General features: G+C 34.8%; 21 protein-coding genes. 8 read left to right on the top strand and 13 right to left on the bottom strand.

The genetic code is table 11. From position 1 onward, the window contains the following. Positions 1-218: 218 nt before the first annotated feature. Together GIY83_RS16225 and GIY83_RS16220 are read right to left on the bottom strand one after the other, a co-directional pair. Complete coding sequence (locus GIY83_RS16225; RefSeq protein ID WP_055095081.1) at positions 219-431, bottom strand: hypothetical protein; 213 nt, start codon at positions 429-431, stop codon at positions 219-221. 348 nt (positions 432-779) lie between these two features. Beyond that, positions 780-2,009 (bottom strand): 3-deoxy-D-manno-octulosonic acid transferase, encoded by a 1,230-nt coding sequence (locus tag GIY83_RS16220; protein WP_208682498.1) that lies wholly within the window; start codon positions 2,007-2,009, stop codon positions 780-782. 136 nt (positions 2,010-2,145) lie between these two features. Here GIY83_RS16220 and GIY83_RS16215 point away from each other — a divergent pair, with 136 nt between their 5' ends. The 4 genes from GIY83_RS16215 (at position 2,146) to GIY83_RS16200 (ending at position 5,132) form a co-directional block, all read left to right on the top strand. Continuing rightward, complete coding sequence (locus GIY83_RS16215) at positions 2,146-3,279, top strand: DegT/DnrJ/EryC1/StrS aminotransferase family protein (RefSeq protein ID WP_194618100.1); 1,134 nt, start codon at positions 2,146-2,148, stop codon at positions 3,277-3,279. A gap of 2 nt (positions 3,280-3,281) precedes the next feature. Beyond that, positions 3,282-3,722 (top strand): nuclear transport factor 2 family protein, encoded by a 441-nt coding sequence (locus GIY83_RS16210; RefSeq protein ID WP_208682496.1) that lies wholly within the window; start codon positions 3,282-3,284, stop codon positions 3,720-3,722. An 18-nt stretch (positions 3,723-3,740) separates the two neighbouring features. Then, positions 3,741-4,754 (top strand): UDP-glucose 4-epimerase GalE, encoded by a 1,014-nt coding sequence (gene galE / locus GIY83_RS16205; RefSeq protein WP_194618102.1) that lies wholly within the window; start codon positions 3,741-3,743, stop codon positions 4,752-4,754. Between the two features lie 156 nt (positions 4,755-4,910). Continuing rightward, positions 4,911-5,132, top strand: a complete 222-nt coding sequence (locus GIY83_RS16200; protein ID WP_194618103.1) for a hypothetical protein — start codon at positions 4,911-4,913, stop codon at positions 5,130-5,132. 96 nt (positions 5,133-5,228) lie between these two features. On the opposite strand, the gene fabD is transcribed toward GIY83_RS16200, so the two are convergent. Further along, the gene (fabD, locus tag GIY83_RS16195; protein ID WP_194618104.1) at positions 5,229-6,104 is read right to left on the bottom strand and encodes an ACP S-malonyltransferase; all 876 of its coding nucleotides are present in this window, start codon (positions 6,102-6,104) and stop codon (positions 5,229-5,231) included. Between the two features lie 71 nt (positions 6,105-6,175). After that, positions 6,176-6,538, bottom strand: a complete 363-nt coding sequence (locus tag GIY83_RS16190; RefSeq protein ID WP_194618105.1) for a DUF983 domain-containing protein — start codon at positions 6,536-6,538, stop codon at positions 6,176-6,178. A gap of 149 nt (positions 6,539-6,687) precedes the next feature. Between GIY83_RS16190 and GIY83_RS16185 the strand changes: the two genes are divergently transcribed. After that, positions 6,688-7,551: a helix-turn-helix domain-containing protein gene (locus tag GIY83_RS16185; protein WP_194618106.1), complete on the top strand. Its 864-nt coding sequence runs from the start codon at positions 6,688-6,690 to the stop codon at positions 7,549-7,551. A gap of 152 nt (positions 7,552-7,703) precedes the next feature. Here the strand turns inward: GIY83_RS16185 and GIY83_RS16180 are convergent, their stop codons facing one another. The 4 genes from GIY83_RS16180 to GIY83_RS16165 all read right to left on the bottom strand — a co-directional run bounded on the left by GIY83_RS16180 (position 7,704) and on the right by GIY83_RS16165 (position 11,608). Further along, complete coding sequence (locus GIY83_RS16180; protein WP_194618107.1) at positions 7,704-8,237, bottom strand: YceI family protein; 534 nt, start codon at positions 8,235-8,237, stop codon at positions 7,704-7,706. 284 nt (positions 8,238-8,521) lie between these two features. After that, positions 8,522-9,238, bottom strand: coding sequence for a pirin family protein (locus GIY83_RS16175; RefSeq protein ID WP_194618108.1), 717 nt, complete (start codon positions 9,236-9,238; stop codon positions 8,522-8,524). A 522-nt stretch (positions 9,239-9,760) separates the two neighbouring features. Next, positions 9,761-10,120: a hypothetical protein gene (locus tag GIY83_RS16170; protein WP_194618109.1), complete on the bottom strand. Its 360-nt coding sequence runs from the start codon at positions 10,118-10,120 to the stop codon at positions 9,761-9,763. A gap of 6 nt (positions 10,121-10,126) precedes the next feature. Further along, a complete protein-coding gene (locus GIY83_RS16165) occupies positions 10,127-11,608 on the bottom strand; it encodes a helix-turn-helix domain-containing protein (protein ID WP_194618110.1) in 1,482 nt (493 codons plus the stop codon). A gap of 196 nt (positions 11,609-11,804) precedes the next feature. Between GIY83_RS16165 and aceB the strand changes: the two genes are divergently transcribed. Further along, positions 11,805-13,406, top strand: a complete 1,602-nt coding sequence (gene aceB, locus GIY83_RS16160) for a malate synthase A (protein WP_194618111.1) — start codon at positions 11,805-11,807, stop codon at positions 13,404-13,406. Between the two features lie 340 nt (positions 13,407-13,746). Continuing rightward, positions 13,747-15,027, top strand: coding sequence for an isocitrate lyase (aceA, locus tag GIY83_RS16155; protein WP_194618112.1), 1,281 nt, complete (start codon positions 13,747-13,749; stop codon positions 15,025-15,027). Between the two features lie 193 nt (positions 15,028-15,220). On the opposite strand, the gene GIY83_RS16150 is transcribed toward aceA, so the two are convergent. From GIY83_RS16150 to GIY83_RS16135, 4 genes are read right to left on the bottom strand one after another with little or no spacing between them, the layout of a single operon-like run. Then, a complete protein-coding gene (locus GIY83_RS16150) occupies positions 15,221-15,796 on the bottom strand; it encodes a Crp/Fnr family transcriptional regulator (protein ID WP_194618113.1) in 576 nt (191 codons plus the stop codon). Further along, complete coding sequence (locus GIY83_RS16145) at positions 15,796-16,113, bottom strand: DUF6370 family protein (RefSeq protein ID WP_194618114.1); 318 nt, start codon at positions 16,111-16,113, stop codon at positions 15,796-15,798. The genes GIY83_RS16150 and GIY83_RS16145 overlap by 1 nt, the downstream gene beginning before the upstream one ends. Before the next feature lie 2 nt (positions 16,114-16,115). Beyond that, entirely contained in the window at positions 16,116-17,276 is a 1,161-nt protein-coding gene (gene purT, locus GIY83_RS16140) for a formate-dependent phosphoribosylglycinamide formyltransferase (protein ID WP_208682493.1), read from the bottom strand. Then, complete coding sequence (locus GIY83_RS16135) at positions 17,273-17,761, bottom strand: hypothetical protein (protein ID WP_194618116.1); 489 nt, start codon at positions 17,759-17,761, stop codon at positions 17,273-17,275. The genes purT and GIY83_RS16135 overlap by 4 nt, the downstream gene beginning before the upstream one ends. A gap of 519 nt (positions 17,762-18,280) precedes the next feature. On the opposite strand from GIY83_RS16135, the gene GIY83_RS16130 reads away from it, so the two are divergent. Further along, positions 18,281-19,063: a hypothetical protein gene (locus GIY83_RS16130; protein ID WP_194618117.1), complete on the top strand. Its 783-nt coding sequence runs from the start codon at positions 18,281-18,283 to the stop codon at positions 19,061-19,063. 41 nt (positions 19,064-19,104) lie between these two features. On the opposite strand, the gene GIY83_RS16125 is transcribed toward GIY83_RS16130, so the two are convergent. Then, a complete protein-coding gene (locus GIY83_RS16125) occupies positions 19,105-20,979 on the bottom strand; it encodes a U32 family peptidase (protein ID WP_194618118.1) in 1,875 nt (624 codons plus the stop codon). Between the last annotated feature and the right edge of the window lie 18 nt (positions 20,980-20,997).

The raw sequence follows: 20,997 nt of genomic DNA, 5'->3' as shown, positions 1-20,997 counted from the left end.
AATTCTAAATTCCAATAGTTAGGCTGCTTATTTGGTTTTGTCTAAAAAAGTTTTGAAAAAAAAATCCCAAATTCCAAAAGACATTTAGTGTTATTGGAATTTGGGATTTGTGTTATTAGAAAAGCTAATTTAAAATTATTGGAATTTTAAATTAGTTTTTGAGCATAAAAAAAACCATCTCAAGGATGGTTTTAAAATTTTTAGAAACTAGGTTCTAATTATTTTTTTACTTCTTCTACTTTAGCAGCAGCAGAATCAACTTTAGCAGCAGCAGAATCAACAGTTGCAGCAGCAGAATCAACTACAGCAGCAGCAGAATCAACAGCAACAGCAGTAGAATCTACAGACTCAGTAGCTGCAGCGTCAGCTTTTTTACAAGAAACAACAGTTAAAACAGCAACAACAGCTAAACTTAAAAATACTTTTTTCATCTTACTTTATTATAAAAGGTTAATTATTAATTCGTGGCAAAGATATAAATTTTTTAATATGTAAAATATTTTTTTATTTTTTTTTTAAAATATTTTCATTGCTCACGATTATCTTAGTTATCAAATAATATGCCACAATGCTAAAATTATGTTATATTGTTGTATTTTTTGAATAAATTATTTTTCGTTGAATATTCAATAAGAGAATTGGCTGTTTCTATTCTCTTCCTTGCGGTTTATTTTGTTTTTGATTCATTATTTGATAAGCTAAAAAAGCGAAAAAGAGCTTATTTAAGCTCTTTTATAAATAATAACGACAGTAAATCTCATATTGTTTGAATAAATCGCTTAAGAAACGATATTCATAATGGTATTTGTTGCTCCTGTATTATTCTGAATATACGATCTGCAAATGTTGCTTTTTTCTTCAAAGAAAAGATTATCATTAAGCAAACGATCCAGATTTTCTTTTAGCTCATTACTGTTAGAAATTACCATACATCCTTCAAGTGCAACTAATTGAATTGCTTCTGCAAAATTGGAGTAATTTGGGCCAATTACAATCGGGATTCCAAATGTTGCGGGTTCAAGAATATTATGAATTCCCGGATTTCCAAAACCTCCGCCAACGTAAGCTATCGTTCCGTAGCTGTAAATTTTGGTCAATAAACCTATTGTATCTATAATAAAGACATTGTAGCCCGATAAGTCAAGGTCTTTCTTTTCTGAAAATAATACAGTCGATTTTGTGATTTGACTTTTTAAACTCGCTATTTGATCTGCTTTAATGTTATGAGGAGCAATAATAAATTTTACATGGCCCGGCGCCTGATTAATATATTCTGCTAATAGAGCTTCATCTTTTGGCCAGGAGCTTCCTGTTACTATGGTCGGTGAATTGTTTTTGAAATTTTCGATAAAATCAAGCGTATTGTCTCTTTCTAAAATAGCATTGACACGATCAAAACGCGTATCGCCGGAAACAATAACATTATGAAATCCTATCGCTTCAATTTTTTCTTTAGAACTTTCATTCTGAACAAAAAAATGGGTGAATGCCTTTAGTGCTTTGCGGTAAAAACCGCCATACCATTTAAAGAACATCTGATTGTCTCTGAAAATTCCCGAAATTAAATAAGTAGGCGTTTTGCTTGTTTCAAGTTCTTTTAGGTAGTTAAGCCAAAATTCGTATTTAATAAAAAATGCTAATTCCGGGTGCACTAATTTCAAAAATTTCTTCGCATTGTTTCTGGTATCTAACGGAAGGTAAACAGTTATATCGGCAACTGTGTTATTTTTACGCACTTCATAACCTGAAGGAGAGAAAAAAGTAACAATGATTTTATGATCAGGGTATTTTTCTTTGATTTTTTCGATTACCGGTAAACCTTGTTCGTATTCACCCAATGATGCCGAATGAAACCAAATCGTTTTATCTGAGGGTTTTATTTTTTCTTGTAAAATAGAAAAAACATTTTTCCTACCGGCTACAAAAAGTTTAATTTTCGGACTAAAAAGCGCTACAATTTTCAGAAAAAACCCCGCAATAGAAATAACTAAATTATATAGAAAAAGCATCTGATTATTTTTGTGGCTAAATTACGCTTCTTTCGATTATTTTCATTGGTTTGAAGGTATTAAATAACTATTTTTGTTCCTCCTTTTAGAGATTCTGATTACAAAACAGGTCTTTAATTTTAAAAATATATTGAAAATGAAAAAAATTCAAATGGTTGACTTAAAAAGTCAATACGAAAAAATAAAAACTACCGTTGATGCTTCTATTCAGGAAGTTTTAGATACAAATACTTATATAAACGGACCTTTAGTGCATCAGTTCCAAAAAAATCTTGAGGATTATTTGGGAGCAAAACACGTAATTCCGTGTGCAAACGGTACAGATGCTTTGCAGATTGCCATGATGGGATTAGATTTAAAACCAGGTGATGAGGTAATTACTGCCGATTTTACTTTTGCAGCTACAGTTGAGGTTATTGCTTTGTTGCAATTAACTCCGGTTTTGGTTGATGTTGATATCACTAATATGAACATTGATATCGAAGCAATTAAAAAAGCAATCACGCCAAAAACTAAAGCAATTGTTCCGGTACATTTATTTGGACGCGCGGCCAATATGGATGCGATTATGGAAATTGCAGCTGAGCATAACTTATATGTAATTGAAGATAATGCACAAGCAATTGGAGCTGATTATATTTCGAAATCAGGAACAAAAAGTAAAGTAGGAGTAATTGGTCACGTTGCGGCAACGTCATTCTTCCCATCTAAAAACTTAGGCTGTTATGGAGATGGAGGAGCAATCTTCACAAATGATGATAAATTGGCACATATTATCCGCGGAATTGTAAATCACGGAATGTACGAGCGTTACCATCATGATGTTGTGGGGGTGAATTCACGATTAGACAGCATTCAGGCTGGAGTTTTAAATGCGAAATTGCCTTTATTAGACGAATATAATGCAGCACGTCGTTTGGCTGCTACAAAGTACAATGCGGCTTTTGCCGGAAATGCACATATCATTACACCGGAATTTGATGCAAAGGAAAATGATCACGTTTTTCATCAATATGTATTGAGAATTATCGATGCAGACAGAAATGCTTTATTACAGCATTTGCAGGATAAGCAAATTCCATGTGCTATTTATTACCCAATTCCGTTGCATTCTCAAAAAGCGTATGTTGATCCTCGTTATAAAGAAGAGCAATTTCCGGTTACCAATCAATTGGTGCAAGAAGTTATTGCTTTGCCAATGCATACAGAATTGGATGATGAGCAAATTAAATTTATTACAGATTCTGTTTTAGAATTTTTGAATAAGTAATTATGAGAAGTTTACGTGTTTTAATTTTGATGGTTTTGGTTTCTTTTTCTGCTTTTGCTCAAAAGTCGAATACGAAGGATGAAACCAGTATTATTAATCAGGTTGAAATTTTGCGAAAAGCAATGATCGATGCTGATGGAGCGAAATTAAAAGCACTAACCTCTGATAAATTAACGTATGTTCATTCGAACGGTAATTTTCAAAACCAGGTAGAATTTATAGAAGGAATAGCGAGCGGAAAATCTGATTTCGTTACTATAGAGTTTCAAAACCAAACCATATCGATTCAGAATGATGTAGCGATAGTGCGACATGTTTTGTCTGCTCATACCAAAGATGACGGAATCGACAGGGATATTAAAATAGGAATAATGCTTGTTTGGCAAAAGCAAAAAAATAACTGGATTTTGATTGCCAGACAGGCTTACAAATTAACTACATAATAAAAAAACAACCACAAAATGAAAGTATTAGTAACAGGAGGATTAGGATTTATTGGTTCTCACACCGTAGTCGAATTGCAGAATGAAGGCTTTGAAGTAGTGATAATTGATAATCTTTCGAACTCTTCAGAAGATGTTTTAAAAGGGATTACAGCCATTACAGGAAAAACGCCTTTATTCGAAAAGTTAGATTTAAGAGAAAAAGCATCGGTTCAGGATTTTTTTAAAAAACACAATGATGTTACCGGAGTAATTCATTTTGCCGCTTCAAAAGCGGTGGGAGAAAGTGTAGAACAGCCTTTATTATATTATGAAAACAATATTGCTTCGTTAGTTTATTTGCTGCAGGAGTTACAGCAAAAACCCGAGGCAAGTTTTATTTTCAGTTCTTCTTGTACAGTTTACGGTCAAGCCGAAAAAATGCCAATTACAGAAGATGCTCCAGTACAAGCGGCAATGTCTCCTTATGGAAATACCAAGCAAATAGGAGAAGAAATTATTACAGATACTGCTAAAGTAACTAATATTAGCGCAATCTTATTACGTTATTTTAACCCGGTTGGAGCGCATTCAAGTACTGAAATTGGAGAATTACCATTAGGAGTTCCTCAAAATTTAGTGCCTTTTATTACGCAAACCGGAGTAGGATTACGTAAAGAATTGTCCGTTTTTGGAGATGATTACCCAACTCCGGACGGAACAGCTGTTCGTGATTATATTCACGTAGTAGATTTAGCAAAAGCACACGTTATTGCATTACAGCGTTTATTCAATAAAAAGAATTTGCAAAAAGTAGAAACCTTCAATTTAGGAACCGGAAAAGGAAGCTCGGTTCTGGAAGTAATTCATAGTTTTGAAAAAGTAAGCGATAAAAAATTACCATACACAATTAAACCGCGTCGTGAAGGTGATATCACCGAAGCGTATGCCAATACAGATAAAGCAAACAATGTTTTAGGCTGGAAAGCACAATTAAGCTTAGACGAAGCCATGGCAAGTGCATGGAAATGGGAACAAAAAGTTCGCTCTTAATTAGTTTTCAGTCGCAGTTACAATAGAGACGCACAGCAGTGTGTCTAACATTAGTAAATAAAAATCCCAAATACTAAATTTAGATTATTTGGGATTTTTTATTTTGGGTTGATTTATTTTGCAATTTTGTAAGGTTAAACCGAGTTAGTTGTCGGTATGAAAAAAGCAGATAACATGATTACTTTTAATTTTGATGCGGAGTTTGCAAAGGGATTGACACTAGAAGAAGCGAAAGCTGAGTCGAAAAGAGGAATTAGGGAATGTTGGGTAGATGATTTTGATGCTGAATTTGCAAAAGGTTTAACTCCTGAAGAATTTAAGGACGAAATATCTAAAAGAATAAAAGCTTATCCTTGGAAGAATAAATTTCAAGAATAAAGTAAAAAGCAAAATCCTCAAAAACAATCTGTTCATGAGGATTTTTATTTATATCGTTAATAACTGAAAACTGTCACTGCGACTGAATGCTAAAATTTAAGCATTCGCAGTAACCGCTTCTTTGTCGATTTTATTAATCAAACCTGCCAATACTTTTCCTGGGCCAACTTCAGTAAACAAAGTAGCGCCATCAGCGATCATTTGTTGAACAGATTGAGTCCATTTTACAGGAGCAGTTAATTGTATAATTAAGTTCTTTTTGATTTCGTTTGCGTCAGATACTGCACTTGCCGTTACGTTTTGGTATACCGGGCAAATAGGATTAGAGAATGTAGTTGCTTCAATTGCCGCAGCTAATTCTTCTCTTGCTGGTTCCATCATTGGTGAGTGAAAAGCTCCTCCAACAGGTAAAATCAAAGCACGTTTTGCTCCGGCAGCTTTCATCGCCTCGCAAGCTTTTTCTACTGCAGTAGTTTCTCCTGAAATAACTAATTGTCCAGGGCAGTTGTAGTTGGCTGCAACCACAATTCCGTCGATAGAAGCGCAAACTTCCTCTACAATATTATCGGCTAAACCTAAAACAGCAGCCATTGTAGATGGAGTAATTTCGCAGGCTTTTTGCATCGCAAGAGCACGTTGTGAAACTAATTTAAGACCATCTTCAAAAGATAAAGTTCCGTTGGCAACCAATGCTGAGAATTCTCCTAAAGAATGTCCTGCAACCATTTCTGGTTTAAAATCTTCACCTAAAGTCTTCGCTAAAATAACCGAGTGTAAAAAAACAGCCGGTTGAGTTACTTTAGTCTCTTTTAGTTCTTCGGCAGTACCTTCGAACATGATATCTGTAATTCTAAAACCAAGAATTTCATTGGCTTTTTCGAATAATTCTTTGGCTAAAGCCGATGTTTCATATAAGTCTTTGCCCATTCCTGTAAACTGTGCGCCCTGACCCGGAAATACGTATGCTTTCATTTGTCTAATTTAAGATTGATTTTTTTTAAATTGAAAATTAGTTTCAATTGAAAGGCAAAAATAGTACTTTTTTATTTCGTATAATCCTTAAACATGTAAATCCATGCTAATCTTGAAAATCTAAGATTGAAAGAAGTAAGTAAGGTTATAACCACTGCAATAATGGGAATGATTCTTAAATCAAAATTTTTCTCGAAGAAAAACTGTGCAATACAATACGTAGCGATTCCCTGAGCGACTGTTAATCCGTAGTTTACGTACATGGCGCCAAAGAAATAACCAGGTTCTTTCTGGAACTTATAATTGCAATGACTGCAGTATTCGTTCATTTTTGGAAGCCCGAAAGTCAAAAAAATACTTTTGTCTTTAAATACTTTTCCTTTATGACAAATAGGACATTCGTTGCTTAAAATATGAGTTAATGCACTTGACATGATCTTGTTGTTTTTTATTTATACAAAGGTAATTTGTAATCTATTAAAAGTCTTTTTTATATCTTCGCTACTTATAGCACAATAAAGACATTTTGATTGAAATTCCAAATCCCAAAATCTAAAGTCTAGAATCTAAAATTAAGTTGCGTATGAAAAGATATCCTGTTTATAGTGTTCAGAATTTTAGCTGTAATGATATTCGCCGTGATTTTTATGTGAATACTTTTACCGAACATCTAAAAAGTCACAGTTTTGTCGAAGAACCACATCGTCACGATTCGTATTTAATGGTTTTTTTTACCAAAGGTTCAGGACAGCATGAAGTCGATTTTGATCAATTCGAAATCAAAAAAGGAAGCTTATTTGTGTTGCAGCCCGGACAAATGCATCACTGGAGTTTGTCTGAAGATATTGAGGGTTTTGTGATTATTTTTTCGCAAGAATTGTATAATCTGTATTTCGGACAAAAAAACATCAACGAGTATAACTTTTATCATTCGATTCACAATAGGCCGGAAATGGTTTTTGAAGAAAAGGAAATTCCGAAAATCCTCCCATATTTTGATTTATTAATTCAGGAAAACAATAATGAAAACAAATATCAACTCGATAAAATGCTGAATCTATTAGACTGCATTCATATCGAAATTGCCCGCAAATACAACGAAACCTATTCACATCAAGCGCATTCGTATAATGTTAAAATCGATAAGTTTGAAATACTTTTAGAACAATATTTCAGAGAAGAAAAACTGCCCTCTTTTTATGCCGAAAAATTAAATATCACGTTAAAACATTTAAATCGAATCTGCAATGAAATTCTACAAAAAACAGCCACAGAAGTTATTACAGATCGTGTAGTTTTAGAAATAAAAAGAATGCTAATCGATAAACAATTAGCTGTAAACGAAGTTGCGTTTAAAGTAGGTTACGAAGATTACTCCTATTTCTCCCGATTCTTCAAAAAACAAACCGGAATGTCACCAACAGAATTTCGAAATGCAATACGTTGAGTTTTATTAGCCACGAATTCACGAATTTTTTATGCATAAAGTTTGGAAAAAATAATTCGTGAATTCGTGGCTAAAAAAAAACAAAAATCCTGCACTTCCTAAAAAAAGTACAGGATTTTAAACCAATCAAATTAAATTCTATTATTGTTGGATTAAGCTTGTTTTGTAAATTGTAATTCAATGTTCAAACGAACTTCTTCTCCAACTAAGACACCACCAGTTTCAAGAGCAGAGTTCCAGTTTAGACCCCAGTCTTTACGATTTATTTTTCCTTCTATGCTTAAACCTACTTTTGTATTTCCCCAAGGATCAGTCAGGATTCCGCTATATTCTACAGGAAAAGTTACGCTTTTAGAAACCCCTTTAATGTTTAAATCTCCAGTAATTTCATAGCTTCCTGCATTGATTTTTTTGAAAGATGAAGCTTTGAAAGTTAATTTTGGGTGATTTTCTACATCAAAAAAGTCACCGCTTCTTAAATGCCCGTCTCTGTCTGCATTTGCAGTATCGATCGAAGCGATATCAGCAGAAAATTCAATAGCTGCATTTTCGAAGTTATCTCCATCTGTAGTAATTGTAGCGTCGTATGTTCCAAATTTTCCTGAAACATTTGTAAACATCATGTGTTTAACTTTAAAACCAATTTCTGAATGTGTTGGGTCAATTGACCATTTTGTAGTTGCCATAATTTTTATTTTTAAATAATTAATTTCATTTTGATAGGACAAAGTTACGTCCGTAGTACTCGAATCACACTTAACCTAGATTAAGAAATGAAAAGGAGTTGATTTTTGATTTTATTTTTTTTATAGATTAAAGGATTTTCACAGATTATTAATTCAGCATAAAAAAATCATTTTAATCTGTGGCAAAATTTCGCTCAGTAATTATTAAAAAAAGAAGTGATAATAATCTGATGATCATATTTATTACCACTTCTCGAGAAAAAGTATTAATTGTAATCTTTGAATTAATAGTTCATAGGAATATCCATCAATAAAAATTCAGCATCAGTATTTGCTTGTATGTTTAAAGTGTCAGTTCCTGAAATTCCAATAGCATCACGAGTGTTTAATTCCTGACCGTTGATGGTAACGTTTCCTTTCAAAACAAAAGCGTAAACTCCGTTTCCTTCCTTTTTGATTTTGTATTCAGTAGATACACCTGAGTCAAAATTACCCATATTAAACCAGGCATCCTGATGAATCCAAACTCCGTCATCATCAGTATTTGGAGATAAAATTTGTGCTAATTTATTGTGTCTGTCAGCAACATCCAGAGTGATTTGCTGGTAACGTGGTTCTACATTTCTTTTGTTCGGAAACAACCAGATTTGTAATAATTTAGTCTGCTGATCTGCATTGGGGTTAAACTCACTATGCTGAACACCAGTTCCGGCACTCATTACCTGAATATCACCGTTTTTGATGATTTCAGTATTTCCCATACTGTCTTTGTGAGCTAAATCTCCCTCAAGCGGAATCGTAATGATTTCCATATTATCGTGAGGGTGAGTTCCAAAACCCATTCCGCCGGCAATTGTGTCATCGTTCAAAACACGAAGAGCTCCAAACTGAATTCTATCCGGGTTGTACCAGCTTGCAAAACTAAAACTGTGATAAGCATTTAGCCATCCGTGATTTGCATTTCCTCTTGTTTCTGCTTTGTGTAATACTATATTTTCCATGATGATATGTGTTTTGTTATTTTTATAGTACAAAGATACAGCCAAGGTCAATGAAAGGCACTTAACCTAGATTAAGAAAAGATTTTTCTAAGATTATGAGGTTTTGAGATGCTAAGATTCTAAGTTTTTTGCAGGAGCAGAAATTTTAGTTTCAAAAGACCTGAAGTCCCGCTATCCGTTACACTCGAGATAGCGAACTGACGAAGTAATCTTTTGTGCCGAACGCCGGCACAAAAGGATTTTTGCTTCTATCGAGGCTAAACGAGAAGCTTCATTTTCAGAAGAAATGTATATTTCTAATCTGCATAAAAGTTCCGGAGGAACGAATTATATTGTAGGGATGGATTTCAATCCATTCTGCGCAATCATAATCGACAAAGATTGACTATTATTGGATCGGAGTTTCTAGTGCGATCTCTCCTCCGTCGAGATGACAAGATTGTGGTTGAGTTCAAAATAACAATAAAACTTTGCGACTTCGCTTCCGATAATTATCAGGATTGCGAGATCATTAAAATCGAACTATTTAATTTTAATTAATTTCCCTTTTCCAACTACTTCATCAAGGTAATTCGCAGCTGAACTTTGTTTATCATGCATGTAAAATAGAATAGTGTCTTTTTTGATTTGATCTTTTGAAATACTTATAATTAAATCTGTATTGATGAAATTGTCCAATAGTATGGCATTTCCATATAAGATTTTTCCTTTTGGCAAATACTTGTTATCAAACACAAAAACACTATCGTTAAAAGTAATTTTATCCTTTTGAATGTAGAAATTGTTCTCCTCTATTAAATAATTATAACTGCCAGTAAGTTTATCTGTTTGCTGGTTTGGAGTAATAAAAAACAGCGTTATTATTAAAGTCAAATATTTCATAATGTTTTAGCTATATTGATTTATAAACTGCTGAACCACCGCATCTGTATTCTCATGACGCTTTTTCTTCTCCAATGCGATTGGCGGTGCAGCTCTTTCGAAACAATCTTTTACATCGCAGGTTTCACATGTAACACCAACGATTCTTTTCACCAAAGGTTTTCCTTCGATGAATTTGAATTTCTTTTTCATTGCCGGAGTAATCAGGATTCCAACAGAAATACTGCGTATATTATGATCAATAAAAGGATCTTTTGTTGCTGATGAAAAAACCAAATATTCATTCCCGCTATGCACATAGCTTGAAATTTGAGCATCAAAAAAATGAGGTTTATTTTGTTTAATAGCTTCATCGATCGTTTTTACCGAAACCCATCTTCTGCAATAATGTTCATCGGTTTCGTTGGCGTGAGGTTCCTGCTGATTGGTAATATGTAATTCTTTTTTGATTTGATATTTATCAGAACCAATTTTATGCGACATTCTTAAAAAGAACAAGTTTTTAAGATGAAAATCCTTTGGCAATAAATTCGTCAATCTCTGATAGAAAGATTCGGGCGAAACTTCAAAACTCTCGATTAGCGCCACAAATTCTTCGGGATTTGGTTTTTCGTTATTTAAAAAATCATTGATTTTATCCGCAACTAATTGTCTTGGTAATAGCAAAGCTCCCGCAAAATACGACGCATAAAAATTGTGGAGAACCTGATCGAAATTTTCGAACTTAATCCAGCTAAAAGTCAGTAAGCGATCTGAAATTTTCAAATAATTATAAGCAATTTCCTTGGCTAAAATAAAGGCTTTCTGCGGATGGTCTAATTCTGTAGAAAGTAATAAAGTCTTGCTTTTAGGAACATAAATAGAACGTAAATCTCCCAAGGCTTCCTGTTCAGAAAATATGATTTCTTTTATTTTATATTCATACTCTTCTTTTAATATGGCTTCTAATTCTTCGATACTTACTTTAGAATCTAAATTGATTTGAAATGATTTCGAAAAAGAAATGACTTTGTCTTCCAGATCTTCAAAATAATTATTGTGTGCTTCTTGGTACGATCGTAAAGCAGCCAAAAAGAAACTTTCACGACTTAAATTATAATGCTGCGCGATTTCGATAATCGTACTAATAAACGCATTGACCTTAGCTGGCGCATTGGCAATAATATCAATTAAATCCGCTTCCTGAATCCCAAAAAGTTCTAACGGAATCTCTTTTAAAATACCTGACTTCAGAATTTCTCCAATCGGTGCGAGGTTATTATCGAGTTTTAAGGATACCATTTGGTCGTAACTAACGTCCAAATGTTCGCATAGAAGCAAAATTTTATCTGTTTTTGGATATTTTTTTCCTTTTTCAATCTCGTTTAAGTACGATTTTGAAAGATTAGTCAATTTGGCTAAGCCAAAAAGAGAAAGATTTTTTTGCGTTCTGACCTGCTTGAGTTTTAGTCCAAAGATCAGCTTTATATAGTCTTTTTCGATATCCATGTATCAAATATAGTCATTTGAAAAATAATCGCCAAAAAATTATTTTTAATATTTAGCGAACGTTCGCTTGTTTTGTAAAAAACTTTTTTCTAATATTGTGGTGTAGAAAATATTAGATATCAATCGATTATGAATTTAAGTCTTGAAAAAGATATGATTGATTTGATTATTACTAATTAAAATAAAATCAACAGCTATGAAAAACCAATTAGAAATTACCGAAACGGCAATGGAATTTTTAGCCGAAAAGAAGCTTTCTTATCCAAAGATCTGGACAGAAGAAGCAATTGTTTTTATCACCGATTTGCATCGAAAATTCGAATCGCAACGAAAACTGTTATTGTTACAACGCGAACAAAAACAAACTGCTTTTGATCAGGGCGTCATGCCTGTTTTTACTCCGGAAACAAAAAGTGTCAGAGAAGGTAATTGGACAGCTGGAGTGATTCCGAAAGATTTGTTAGATCGTAGAGTGGAAATTACCGGACCGGTTGATCGTAAAATGATCATTAATGCATTGAACTCCGGGGCAAAAACTTTTATGGCTGATTTTGAAGACAGTACTTCGCCAACCTGGCAAAATTTAATGGACGGTCAAATGAATCTAATCGATGCGGTAAACAAAACCATTACATACACCGATTTGGTAAAGCAAAAGTCTTATCATTTGAATGAAAAAATTGCTACGCTAATTGTACGTCCGAGAGGTTTGCATTTGCCGGAAAAACATCTGTTGATTGAAGGAAAAGAAGTTTCAGGCTCTTTGGTAGATTTTGGATTGTATGTTTTTCATAACCACAAAAGGCTTTTAGAAAACAATTCAGGACCGTATTTCTACATTCCGAAATTAGAGCATTATCTCGAAGCACGCTGGTGGAACAATGTAATTGACTTTACCGAGGATTATTTGAAACTGGAAAGAGGAACCATAAAGGTGACGGTTTTAATAGAAACCATAACGGCGAGTTTTCAGTTAGATGAAATTATTTATGAATTGAAAGGACATATCGTAGGCTTGAATTGTGGACGTTGGGATTATATTTTTTCTTATATCAAAAAGTTTAGAAAGAATCCAAAATTTATCGTTCCGGATCGCGATCAGGTAAACATGACTTCACCTTTTATGAATGCGTATTCGAATCTGGTAATTCAAAGATGTCATAAACGCGGGATTCATGCGATTGGCGGAATGGCAGCTCAAATTCCGATTAAGAATAATGAAGAAGCGAATGCTGCTGCTTTCGCAAAAGTAAAAACCGATAAAGAACGCGAAGTTCGAAACGGTCATGACGGAACCTGGGTAGCACATCCGGATTTGGTTGCTATTGCAAAAGAAATTTTTGATAAAGGAATGCCAACTCCAAACCAGATTCATATAAAAAGAGAACATCGCAAAATTACAGAAGCTGATTTGATTGAGCCACCAATTGGAATCATTACTGAAAATGGTGTTCGTAAAAATATCAACGTAGGAGTTTTATATCTGGCTTCATGGCTGAACGGACAGGGCGCTGCGGCTTTGCACAATTTGATGGAAGATGCCGCAACGGCCGAAATTTCGAGATCGCAATTGTGGCAATGGCTTCAGAATAAAGTGGTTTTGGATAATGGCAAAAAATTAGATTTGGCGTATTATCATGAACTGGCTTTAGATGAATTCAGAAAAATTAAAGACGAATTAGGCGAGGAACTTCATGAAAAACGACAATTTCCTTTGGCTGAAAAAGTTTTGGAACGACTGGTTGTAAATCCCGATTTCGTTGATTTCTTGACTATTCCGTGTTATAAATATCTATAGTAATTAAAAATTGAGAATTAAAAATGAAAAATCTGCTTGATCTGCTAAATCTGCGGGCGAATAATTTTTCACGCAGATCTAGCAGATAAAATGAGAATAAAAAAATCTGCGAATGATCTTAAAGACATAGAAACATAGATTAAAATGTGAATAAAGACAGTTTTAAAAAAAAACTAGATTTTCACACATAGCTATGTTTGTTTAAACAAATGAAATGCCTTTAACCACAAAGGAAAACTATGTTTCTATGTGTTTAAAAAAAATAAGTCCAGTTAAAACTGAAAACTTGAAACTGCGACTGAAAACTATTACTTACTAACCACTTTAACTCAAACTATTTATGAAAACAACAGAAGACAGAATTCAGGAATTGATTAACGATTGGATTACGAACCCAAGATGGAAAGGTGTTGAACGTCCTTATACCGCTACAGAAGTAATTACGCTTCAGGGTTCGTATCAAATTGAGCATTCTATTGCCAAAATGGGAGCGCAAAAATTATGGAGAAAGTTAAAAAATCAGGATTATGTTGCTGGTTTAGGCGCGTTGACAGGAAATCAGGCGATTCAGGAAGTCGATGCTGGTCTTGAAGCGATTTATTTGAGTGGCTGGCAAGTAGCGGCCGATGCAAATTTGGCGGGAGAAATGTACCCGGACCAATCGCTTTATCCTGTAAATAGTGTACCAATGGTGGTAAAAAAAATAAACAATGCGCTGTTACGCGCTGATCAGATTCAGACCGTAAACGGAGTGGAAGATAAAAAAGATTATCTGGTTCCGATTGTGGCGGATGCCGAAGCTGGTTTTGGCGGAAACTTAAATGCTTTCGAATTAATGAAATCAATGATTGAAGCGGGGGCTTCAGGAGTTCACTTTGAAGATCAGTTGAGTTCTGCTAAAAAGTGCGGGCATTTGGGCGGAAAGGTTTTGGTTCCGACACAAGAGGCTATTAATAAACTGATTGCGGCTCGTTTGGCGTCTGATGTTATGGGAGTTTCTACACTTATCGTAGCAAGGACAGATGCTGATGCGGCTAATTTATTAACCAGTGATGCTGACCCAAGAGATGCTAAATTTATAACGGGTGAAAAAACAAACGAAGGTTTCTTCTATGTAAACAGCGGAATCGATCAGGGAATTGCAAGAGGTTTGAGTTACGCACCTTATGCTGATTTGATCTGGATGGAAACCAGTAATCCGGATTTGGTTTATGCTAAAAAGTTTGCCGATGCCATGAAAAAGGAATTCCCGGATAAAATGCTGGCGTACAATTGTTCTCCATCTTTCAATTGGGCTGCGAAATTATCAGTAGCTGAAATGGAAACGTTCAGGGAAGATCTGGCGGCAATGGGATATAAATTCCAGTTCATTACTTTGGCAGGATTCCACGCTTTGAATACCAGTATGTTCGAATTGTCTAAAGCGTATAAAGAACGCGGTATGGCAGGATATTCTGAATTACAGGAAAGAGAATTTGCTTTGCAGAAAAATGGTTTCCGAGCTGTAAAACATCAGGCGTTCGTAGGAACTTCTTATTTTGATGCCGTTCAAAACACGGTAATGATAGGGAAATCAACCATAACAGCAATGGAACATTCTACAGAGGTTGAGCAATTTTAATTCAAAAGAAAAACCAGTTCACTGAACTGGTTTTTTTGTTTTTTGCTACAGATTAAAATGATTTTTTTTCCACGAATTTCACCAATTCACACAAATTAATTGGCTCAAAATTGAATTAAAATTCGCGTGAATTCGTGAAATTCTTGGCAACATTTTTTTTAATCATTATAATCCTTTTAATCTGTGGCTAAAATTATTTTTTTAAAAGCCTGGCTTTCATTTTACTGAAAAATTCGGGTGTGACACCAATGAAAGAGGCGATTTGTTTTTGAGGAACTTTGTGAACCAGCGTTCCGTATTTTTTGCAGAATTTATCAAAACGTTCTTCGGCAGGTAAACTTAAATTGTCCATTAATCGTTGTTGATTGGCAACCAATGAATTTTCGATTAATATTCTGAAAAAGCGTTCTAATTTTGGAATTTCGAGATACAATTGTTCCTGATTTTCTTTTGATAGTGAAACTACTTCTGCATCTTCCAGAACTTCTATAAAGAGCTGCCCCGGTTTTTGAGAAAAGAAACTGTACATGTCGCTAATCCACCAGCCTGCGCAAGAAAAGGACAATACATGTTCGACAATATTATCGTTGATATTGAAACTTCTTAAAATTCCGGAATTTACAAAATAAGAATGTTTGCAAACTTCTCCGGCACTTAGTAAAATAGTTTTGGCTTTATAGGTTTGCGTTTCGGTTTTCGATAAAAAAAGAGCTTGCTCTTCAGGTGTTAGCGAAACGTGTTTGGCAATATTTTCAAGAATTAACTCCATTATTTTTCTTTTATCAAAGTGAATGAAGTAGCTTTAAAACGACCGTTTTCTACCTTTCCGGTCACAGAAGCTTTGCGGATTTTATTGCAGAAACCATCCTCAGCATGAGCATCGCCATGTTCGTCGATCGTGGTTCCGTCTACAAAATATGGTTTTCCGTCAATGCGAACGGCTAAATCACAGCTTTTTCCTTTCATCCCAAATTGACATTCACCGCAAGCGGTTTCTACGATTTGAGGTTTTTCGGTTGTTTTTTTGTCCTGAGCCTGCGTTGCGATTCCAACAAATAGGAATAATAGAAATAGTGCTTTTTTCATTTTTAAGAGTTTACAGTTATTAATTTAGAAGTTGCTTTGGCGCGTTCGACAACTTCTTCGATTGGGGTTGCCAATGAATCATGACTTAAAACAACTCCCATTCGGCGATACGGTCTTGAAGTTGGTTTTCCAAAAATTCTAAAATCGGTTTTGGGTAAAGCAGCTACTTTTTCGATTCCGGTAAAAGTGGGATTTGTAGAATCTTCAGAAGCTAAAATTACGGCACTTGCTCCGGCTTTTTCTAATGTAATTTCGAAAATAGGAAGACTTAAAATCGCACGTAAATGCAATTCGAATTCGTTGAAATTTTGCGTTCCGGCTAAAGTTACCATTCCGGTATCATGTGGGCGAGGAGAGAGTTCGGAGAAATAAACACCTTCATTGGTTAAGAAAAATTCAACACCAAAAAGTCCTGCTCCACCAAGAGCTTCAGTAATTTTTTCGGCCATATCTTGGGCTTCGTATAAATCGGCTTCAGAAACTTTTGCGGGTTGCCAGCTTTCCTGATAATCACCACGTTCTTGTCGGTGACCAATTGGTGCGCAAAATAAGGTTGGATTGTTATTTTGAGTAATGGTTAGAAGTGTGATTTCTGAATGAAAATCTACAAAAGCTTCTACAATAACTTCGATAACATCTCCGCGTGAACCTGCAACGGCATATTGCCAGGCTTTTTCGATATCACTTTCGGTTTTTATGGTAGATTGTCCTTTTCCCGATGATGACATTAAAGGTTTTACCACACACGGAATTCCAACTTCCTGAACCGCTTTTTGCAATTCTTGGGCAGAAGTTGCATATTGATATTTGGCTGTTTTTAACCCCAATTCTTTTGATGCTAAATCGCGAATGGCTTTACGGTTCATGGTAAAGTTGGCCGCCTTCGCTGAAGGAACAACGGTAATGCCTTGTTTCTCGTAATCGTAAAAACGTTCGGTACGAATGGCTTCTATTTCTGGAACTATAAAGTCTGGTTGGTGTTTGGCTACGATTCTATCTAAAGCTTCGCCGTCTAGCATGTTGATGACTTCAAAACCGTGTGCAACTTGCATTGCGGGAGCATTTTCGTAACTATCAACAGCAATTATGGTTTGTCCGATTCTTTGCGCGGCAATGACAAATTCTTTGCCTAATTCGCCCGAACCGAGGAGTAGTATTTTCATTTTGTTTGATTTAGAGATTGAGAATTTTGGTTTGCTTTTACAATTATTAAACTGCTTATAAAAGTTAGAATCATTAATACAAAGGATAAAAATAATATCGTGAGTATAGAAAAAATAATCTGATCCAGAAATTGAGATCTTAATGGAGTGGATATTCCATTTATGAATTTTCCGATTATATAAAGTGTAAAAAGAGCTAATATGATTTTTGAACTTACTCCAAAAGAAAATTGAGAACAAGCTTTAAAGTATGCTATTTGATTTAATGAAAAGCTGATTTTTTTAGCAGTACTCCAAAAGAGAAAAACAATAAATAATGGGAATAAAATTCCCCAGAAAATTGGATTCCAAAAAATACCAAAATCGCATATTTGGATACAAAGATCAAAGAAATAGCTTTTTGAGAATATCAAAAGTGGAAAAATAGAGCATACAAAAAATCCAGCTATAATTGAATCTTTTCGGATGCTGGTTTTTTGTTCCATTTGATTGTGATTTTGAGAGTAAAGATAAATAAAATGGAATTTATTCTCACGCAGATTTTGCAGATTCAACAGATTTAATTTAATTGGAAATTTAATCTTTAGACAAAGTAACCACATAGTTTGTCATTGTGAGGAACGAGGAAGCATACCAGAAACTCGCAATCAAAATCGCCAATCTTTGTCGAATTCCGAGTGTGATTTACTTCTCTGTTCGCTATCGCTCGGATCTCGTTCTTCGAAGTTGACAAGATTGTGAGTGTATGAATCTTGGAAAGCGTAAACGGTCTAATGAACCGTTCGCGTGAGGGATAGAAGTGGAAAACCCACAGCCTGACGAAGGAAGTGTGAGGACTTGCAGCGGATAGCCTGATTCGCCGTGGCGAACACGCCCAAATTATTTTTATGGGTAAATTTTTGTTAATAATTATAGCATAACTTCATGTTTGGCGGCTTTGAAACTTTCCTTAAAACGATGCGATATTTCTATATTTGCCAGCTTATAAATAAAACCCCAAAAGAATGAAATTAAATATTTTTTTAGTGATGAGTGCTTTGTGCGTTACATCTCTTTTACAAGCGCAGTCGGCAGGAATTACATTTAAGTTAGGAATGGGAGAACAAAAAGCTGATGCGATCGTTTTTAAAAAAGACAAACAAAAAATTAGCGGGATCGTTAAGTTCCCTGGTTTTGCTGATAAAAAAGTAAAGATTAAAGTTGGTGAGGAAAATGAAAAATATGCTAGTAAAGATTTAGATTCAATTCAGATTTTTGATGCAAATAAAAAGCTGTCATATACTTTTGTATGGACAAAAACGAAAGTGTACAAAAAAAAGGGTACAGAATTTAAAATTATTGATGAAAATTGGATCTGTAAAATGATCGAAGGAAAAACTTCTTTATATATAGGTGGAGAGGAATACGGAATAAAAGAGGTGAAAGTGGAGGATGAAAAGACAAAAGAAAAGGTAAAGGAGGAGAAGATGAAGGTAGTTTCTAAAGATGTTAACCATTATTTAAAGAGAAGTAATGAAGATTATCCTGTATTGGTTTCTATGAGTTCAAATGCTCTTTCGGCAGGATATAATGCTTTTTTTAGGGAATATGGAGTTTATTATTTTAAGGATAGTCCGGAAATCGCTAAAAAGATTGAAGATAAAGAATATAAATATGATGACATTGAGAAAGTTGTGGCTTTATATAATGTGAAACCAAAGAAACAAGAACAAAAAGCAGAGGTAAAAGCGACAAAAACAAAGGCGACGTCAAAAGCAGGATCGAAAACCACTGCTAATAAAAAATAAATAAAAAAAAGCGATACTGTAAAGTGTCGCTTTTTTGCTTTTTAGTGAAATTGATCTTCTTCGATTTCGAATTCGGCATCTTTTTCCCAGATTTCCATTTCGCAGGGTTTGCAGTTGAATTTTAGTTTGTATTCGAGCTCGCCTTGTTTTAAAACCAATGGTTCTTTTACTTTGACACCCATGATATCTTTTTGGTGTATTGGGCATTTTTTTAATTCGTATTTGATACAATATTTTGTGGTCATTACACGAGATTTTCCCGGATCCCATTGCAATTCGAATGCTTTTTCTATTTCGGTTACACCATGACGCTCGTAGAATTTACGTGCGGTTTTGTTCGAAACGTTGTACATGAAATCCAATTTGGTTTCAGGATACGGATGTGACGTTTTTACCAATTGGTGTTCTTCGCGTTTGTAATTGGCCAAACGAATCTCGGTTAACTGATCGTAAACGGTTCTTCGCATTTCGTTGATTTTTGAAATAGGAAGGAACCAGTTTTGAGAGAACATGATATTAATTTCATCAGCAGTATAAGGGGTAAAACCTGTTTTTGCCAATTGTGTTTTGATGTTCTCTTCGATTGATTCGCCGGTTTTAGTCTGTTCTTTTGAATGTTCTAAGTTTACGGTGCTTACATTTCCGTCTTCATCGGTTGCGATTAGTTCAAAACCAGTTTCGGTTTCTGCAAGTAATAAAGTAGTGCTCAGTTTACGAACAGCACTGTCTTCTCTTTCTACAATTTTGATAAAAGCAGCGTCGTTATTTCTGTAAATGAAAGTGCCGTCTTTTACTTCTTTTAAAACGTTTGGATATATTTTACCGTTTTCGGCTTTGTTTACGTAGATTCCGTCGGCTTCGTTATTTTCGTTGATGAAACAAAGTCCGTCGCCGTTGTTTAGTAATTCGCCATTTTCGATTTCGTAAGCGTTTCCAACAGTTCGGATCAATTTACCAATGTATTGTCCTTTTGATTTTGGGCTTTCCCAGGAACCAATACTGTGATTTCTATCGTTTACAAAATAATCAGTATAACCACGATTAAAAGTTCTGCTTAAAGAAGAATCGAAAGTATAAGTACAAGTTCCAGATGAAGCTTTCATGTATTTTTCGCTTCCTGCTCCTTCTAAATAGCTGTCGAGTTTTTGACGTAAAAAGGATACGTTATTTTTAACGTAAACTACATCTTTAAGTCTTCCTTCGATTTTGAAAGAAACAATTCCGGCTTCAATAAGATTAGGAATCTGATCTGAAATATCTAAATCTTTGATAGAAAGTAAGTGGCTGTTTTTGATCAGGGTTTCTCCGTTTCCGTCGATTAGATTATAAGGTAGACGGCAGTTTTGTGCGCAGGAACCACGGTTGGCGCTGCGTTCTCCGTTGGCTACACTCATATAACAGTTTCCACTAAAGGATACGCATAAAGCTCCAGTTACGAAAAATTCTAATTCAACATCTGCCTCATCGTAAATCGTTTTAATTTGGTGCAGGTTCAATTCGCGGGCTAAAACCACACGTTTGATTCCGGCATCTTTAAGGAATTTAATTTTATCGGCATCACGGTTATTGGCTTGTGTGCTGGCATGAAGTACGATAGGAGGTAAGTCCATTTCCATGATGGCCATATCCTGAATGATCAGGGCATCGACACCTATATCGTATAATTCATAGATCATTTTGCGACATGTTTCTAGCTCGTTGTCGTACAAAATGGTATTCATTACTACAAAAACCTGAGCATTAAATAAATGCGCATATTTTACCAATGCTGCAACATCTTCGATTGAATTGTTGGCATTAGAACGGGCACCAAATTGCGGAGCACCAATATAAACTGCATCGGCACCACTATTTATCGCGGCCATCCCTCCAATTAAATCTTTTGCTGGAGCTAATATTTCAATCTTCTTCTTCATTTCTAAAACTTTAGGCTT

The organism is Flavobacterium sp. SLB02, assembly GCF_009664855.1.
Taxonomy (GTDB): Bacteria; Bacteroidota; Bacteroidia; order Flavobacteriales; family Flavobacteriaceae; genus Flavobacterium.
Note: the sequence above shows the minus strand (reverse complement) of the source record. Positions and strands in the feature narration are given on the sequence as shown.

What these genes read in the sequence shown, in the direction of transcription:
- GIY83_RS16175 (WP_194618108.1), bottom strand. Translation starts at nt 9,238, where the DNA reads ATGGAAAATATAGTATTACACAAAGCAGAAACAAGAGGAAATGCAAAT.
- GIY83_RS16220 (WP_208682498.1), bottom strand. Translation starts at nt 2,009, where the DNA reads ATGCTTTTTCTATATAATTTAGTTATTTCTATTGCGGGGTTTTTTCTG.
- galE (WP_194618102.1), top strand. Translation starts at nt 3,741, where the DNA reads ATGAAAGTATTAGTAACAGGAGGATTAGGATTTATTGGTTCTCACACC.
- aceB (WP_194618111.1), top strand. Translation starts at nt 11,805, where the DNA reads ATGAAAAACCAATTAGAAATTACCGAAACGGCAATGGAATTTTTAGCC.
- aceA (WP_194618112.1), top strand. Translation starts at nt 13,747, where the DNA reads ATGAAAACAACAGAAGACAGAATTCAGGAATTGATTAACGATTGGATT.
- GIY83_RS16185 (WP_194618106.1), top strand. Translation starts at nt 6,688, where the DNA reads ATGAAAAGATATCCTGTTTATAGTGTTCAGAATTTTAGCTGTAATGAT.
- fabD (WP_194618104.1), bottom strand. Translation starts at nt 6,104, where the DNA reads ATGAAAGCATACGTATTTCCGGGTCAGGGCGCACAGTTTACAGGAATG.
- GIY83_RS16225 (WP_055095081.1), bottom strand. Translation starts at nt 431, where the DNA reads ATGAAAAAAGTATTTTTAAGTTTAGCTGTTGTTGCTGTTTTAACTGTT.
- purT (WP_208682493.1), bottom strand. Translation starts at nt 17,276, where the DNA reads ATGAAAATACTACTCCTCGGTTCGGGCGAATTAGGCAAAGAATTTGTC.
- GIY83_RS16165 (WP_194618110.1), bottom strand. Translation starts at nt 11,608, where the DNA reads ATGGATATCGAAAAAGACTATATAAAGCTGATCTTTGGACTAAAACTC.
- GIY83_RS16190 (WP_194618105.1), bottom strand. Translation starts at nt 6,538, where the DNA reads ATGTCAAGTGCATTAACTCATATTTTAAGCAACGAATGTCCTATTTGT.
- GIY83_RS16180 (WP_194618107.1), bottom strand. Translation starts at nt 8,237, where the DNA reads ATGGCAACTACAAAATGGTCAATTGACCCAACACATTCAGAAATTGGT.
- GIY83_RS16200 (WP_194618103.1), top strand. Translation starts at nt 4,911, where the DNA reads ATGAAAAAAGCAGATAACATGATTACTTTTAATTTTGATGCGGAGTTT.
- GIY83_RS16170 (WP_194618109.1), bottom strand. Translation starts at nt 10,120, where the DNA reads ATGAAATATTTGACTTTAATAATAACGCTGTTTTTTATTACTCCAAAC.
- GIY83_RS16210 (WP_208682496.1), top strand. Translation starts at nt 3,282, where the DNA reads ATGAGAAGTTTACGTGTTTTAATTTTGATGGTTTTGGTTTCTTTTTCT.
- GIY83_RS16130 (WP_194618117.1), top strand. Translation starts at nt 18,281, where the DNA reads ATGAAATTAAATATTTTTTTAGTGATGAGTGCTTTGTGCGTTACATCT.
- GIY83_RS16135 (WP_194618116.1), bottom strand. Translation starts at nt 17,761, where the DNA reads ATGGAACAAAAAACCAGCATCCGAAAAGATTCAATTATAGCTGGATTT.
- GIY83_RS16125 (WP_194618118.1), bottom strand. Translation starts at nt 20,979, where the DNA reads ATGAAGAAGAAGATTGAAATATTAGCTCCAGCAAAAGATTTAATTGGA.
- GIY83_RS16145 (WP_194618114.1), bottom strand. Translation starts at nt 16,113, where the DNA reads ATGAAAAAAGCACTATTTCTATTATTCCTATTTGTTGGAATCGCAACG.
- GIY83_RS16215 (WP_194618100.1), top strand. Translation starts at nt 2,146, where the DNA reads ATGAAAAAAATTCAAATGGTTGACTTAAAAAGTCAATACGAAAAAATA.
- GIY83_RS16150 (WP_194618113.1), bottom strand. Translation starts at nt 15,796, where the DNA reads ATGGAGTTAATTCTTGAAAATATTGCCAAACACGTTTCGCTAACACCT.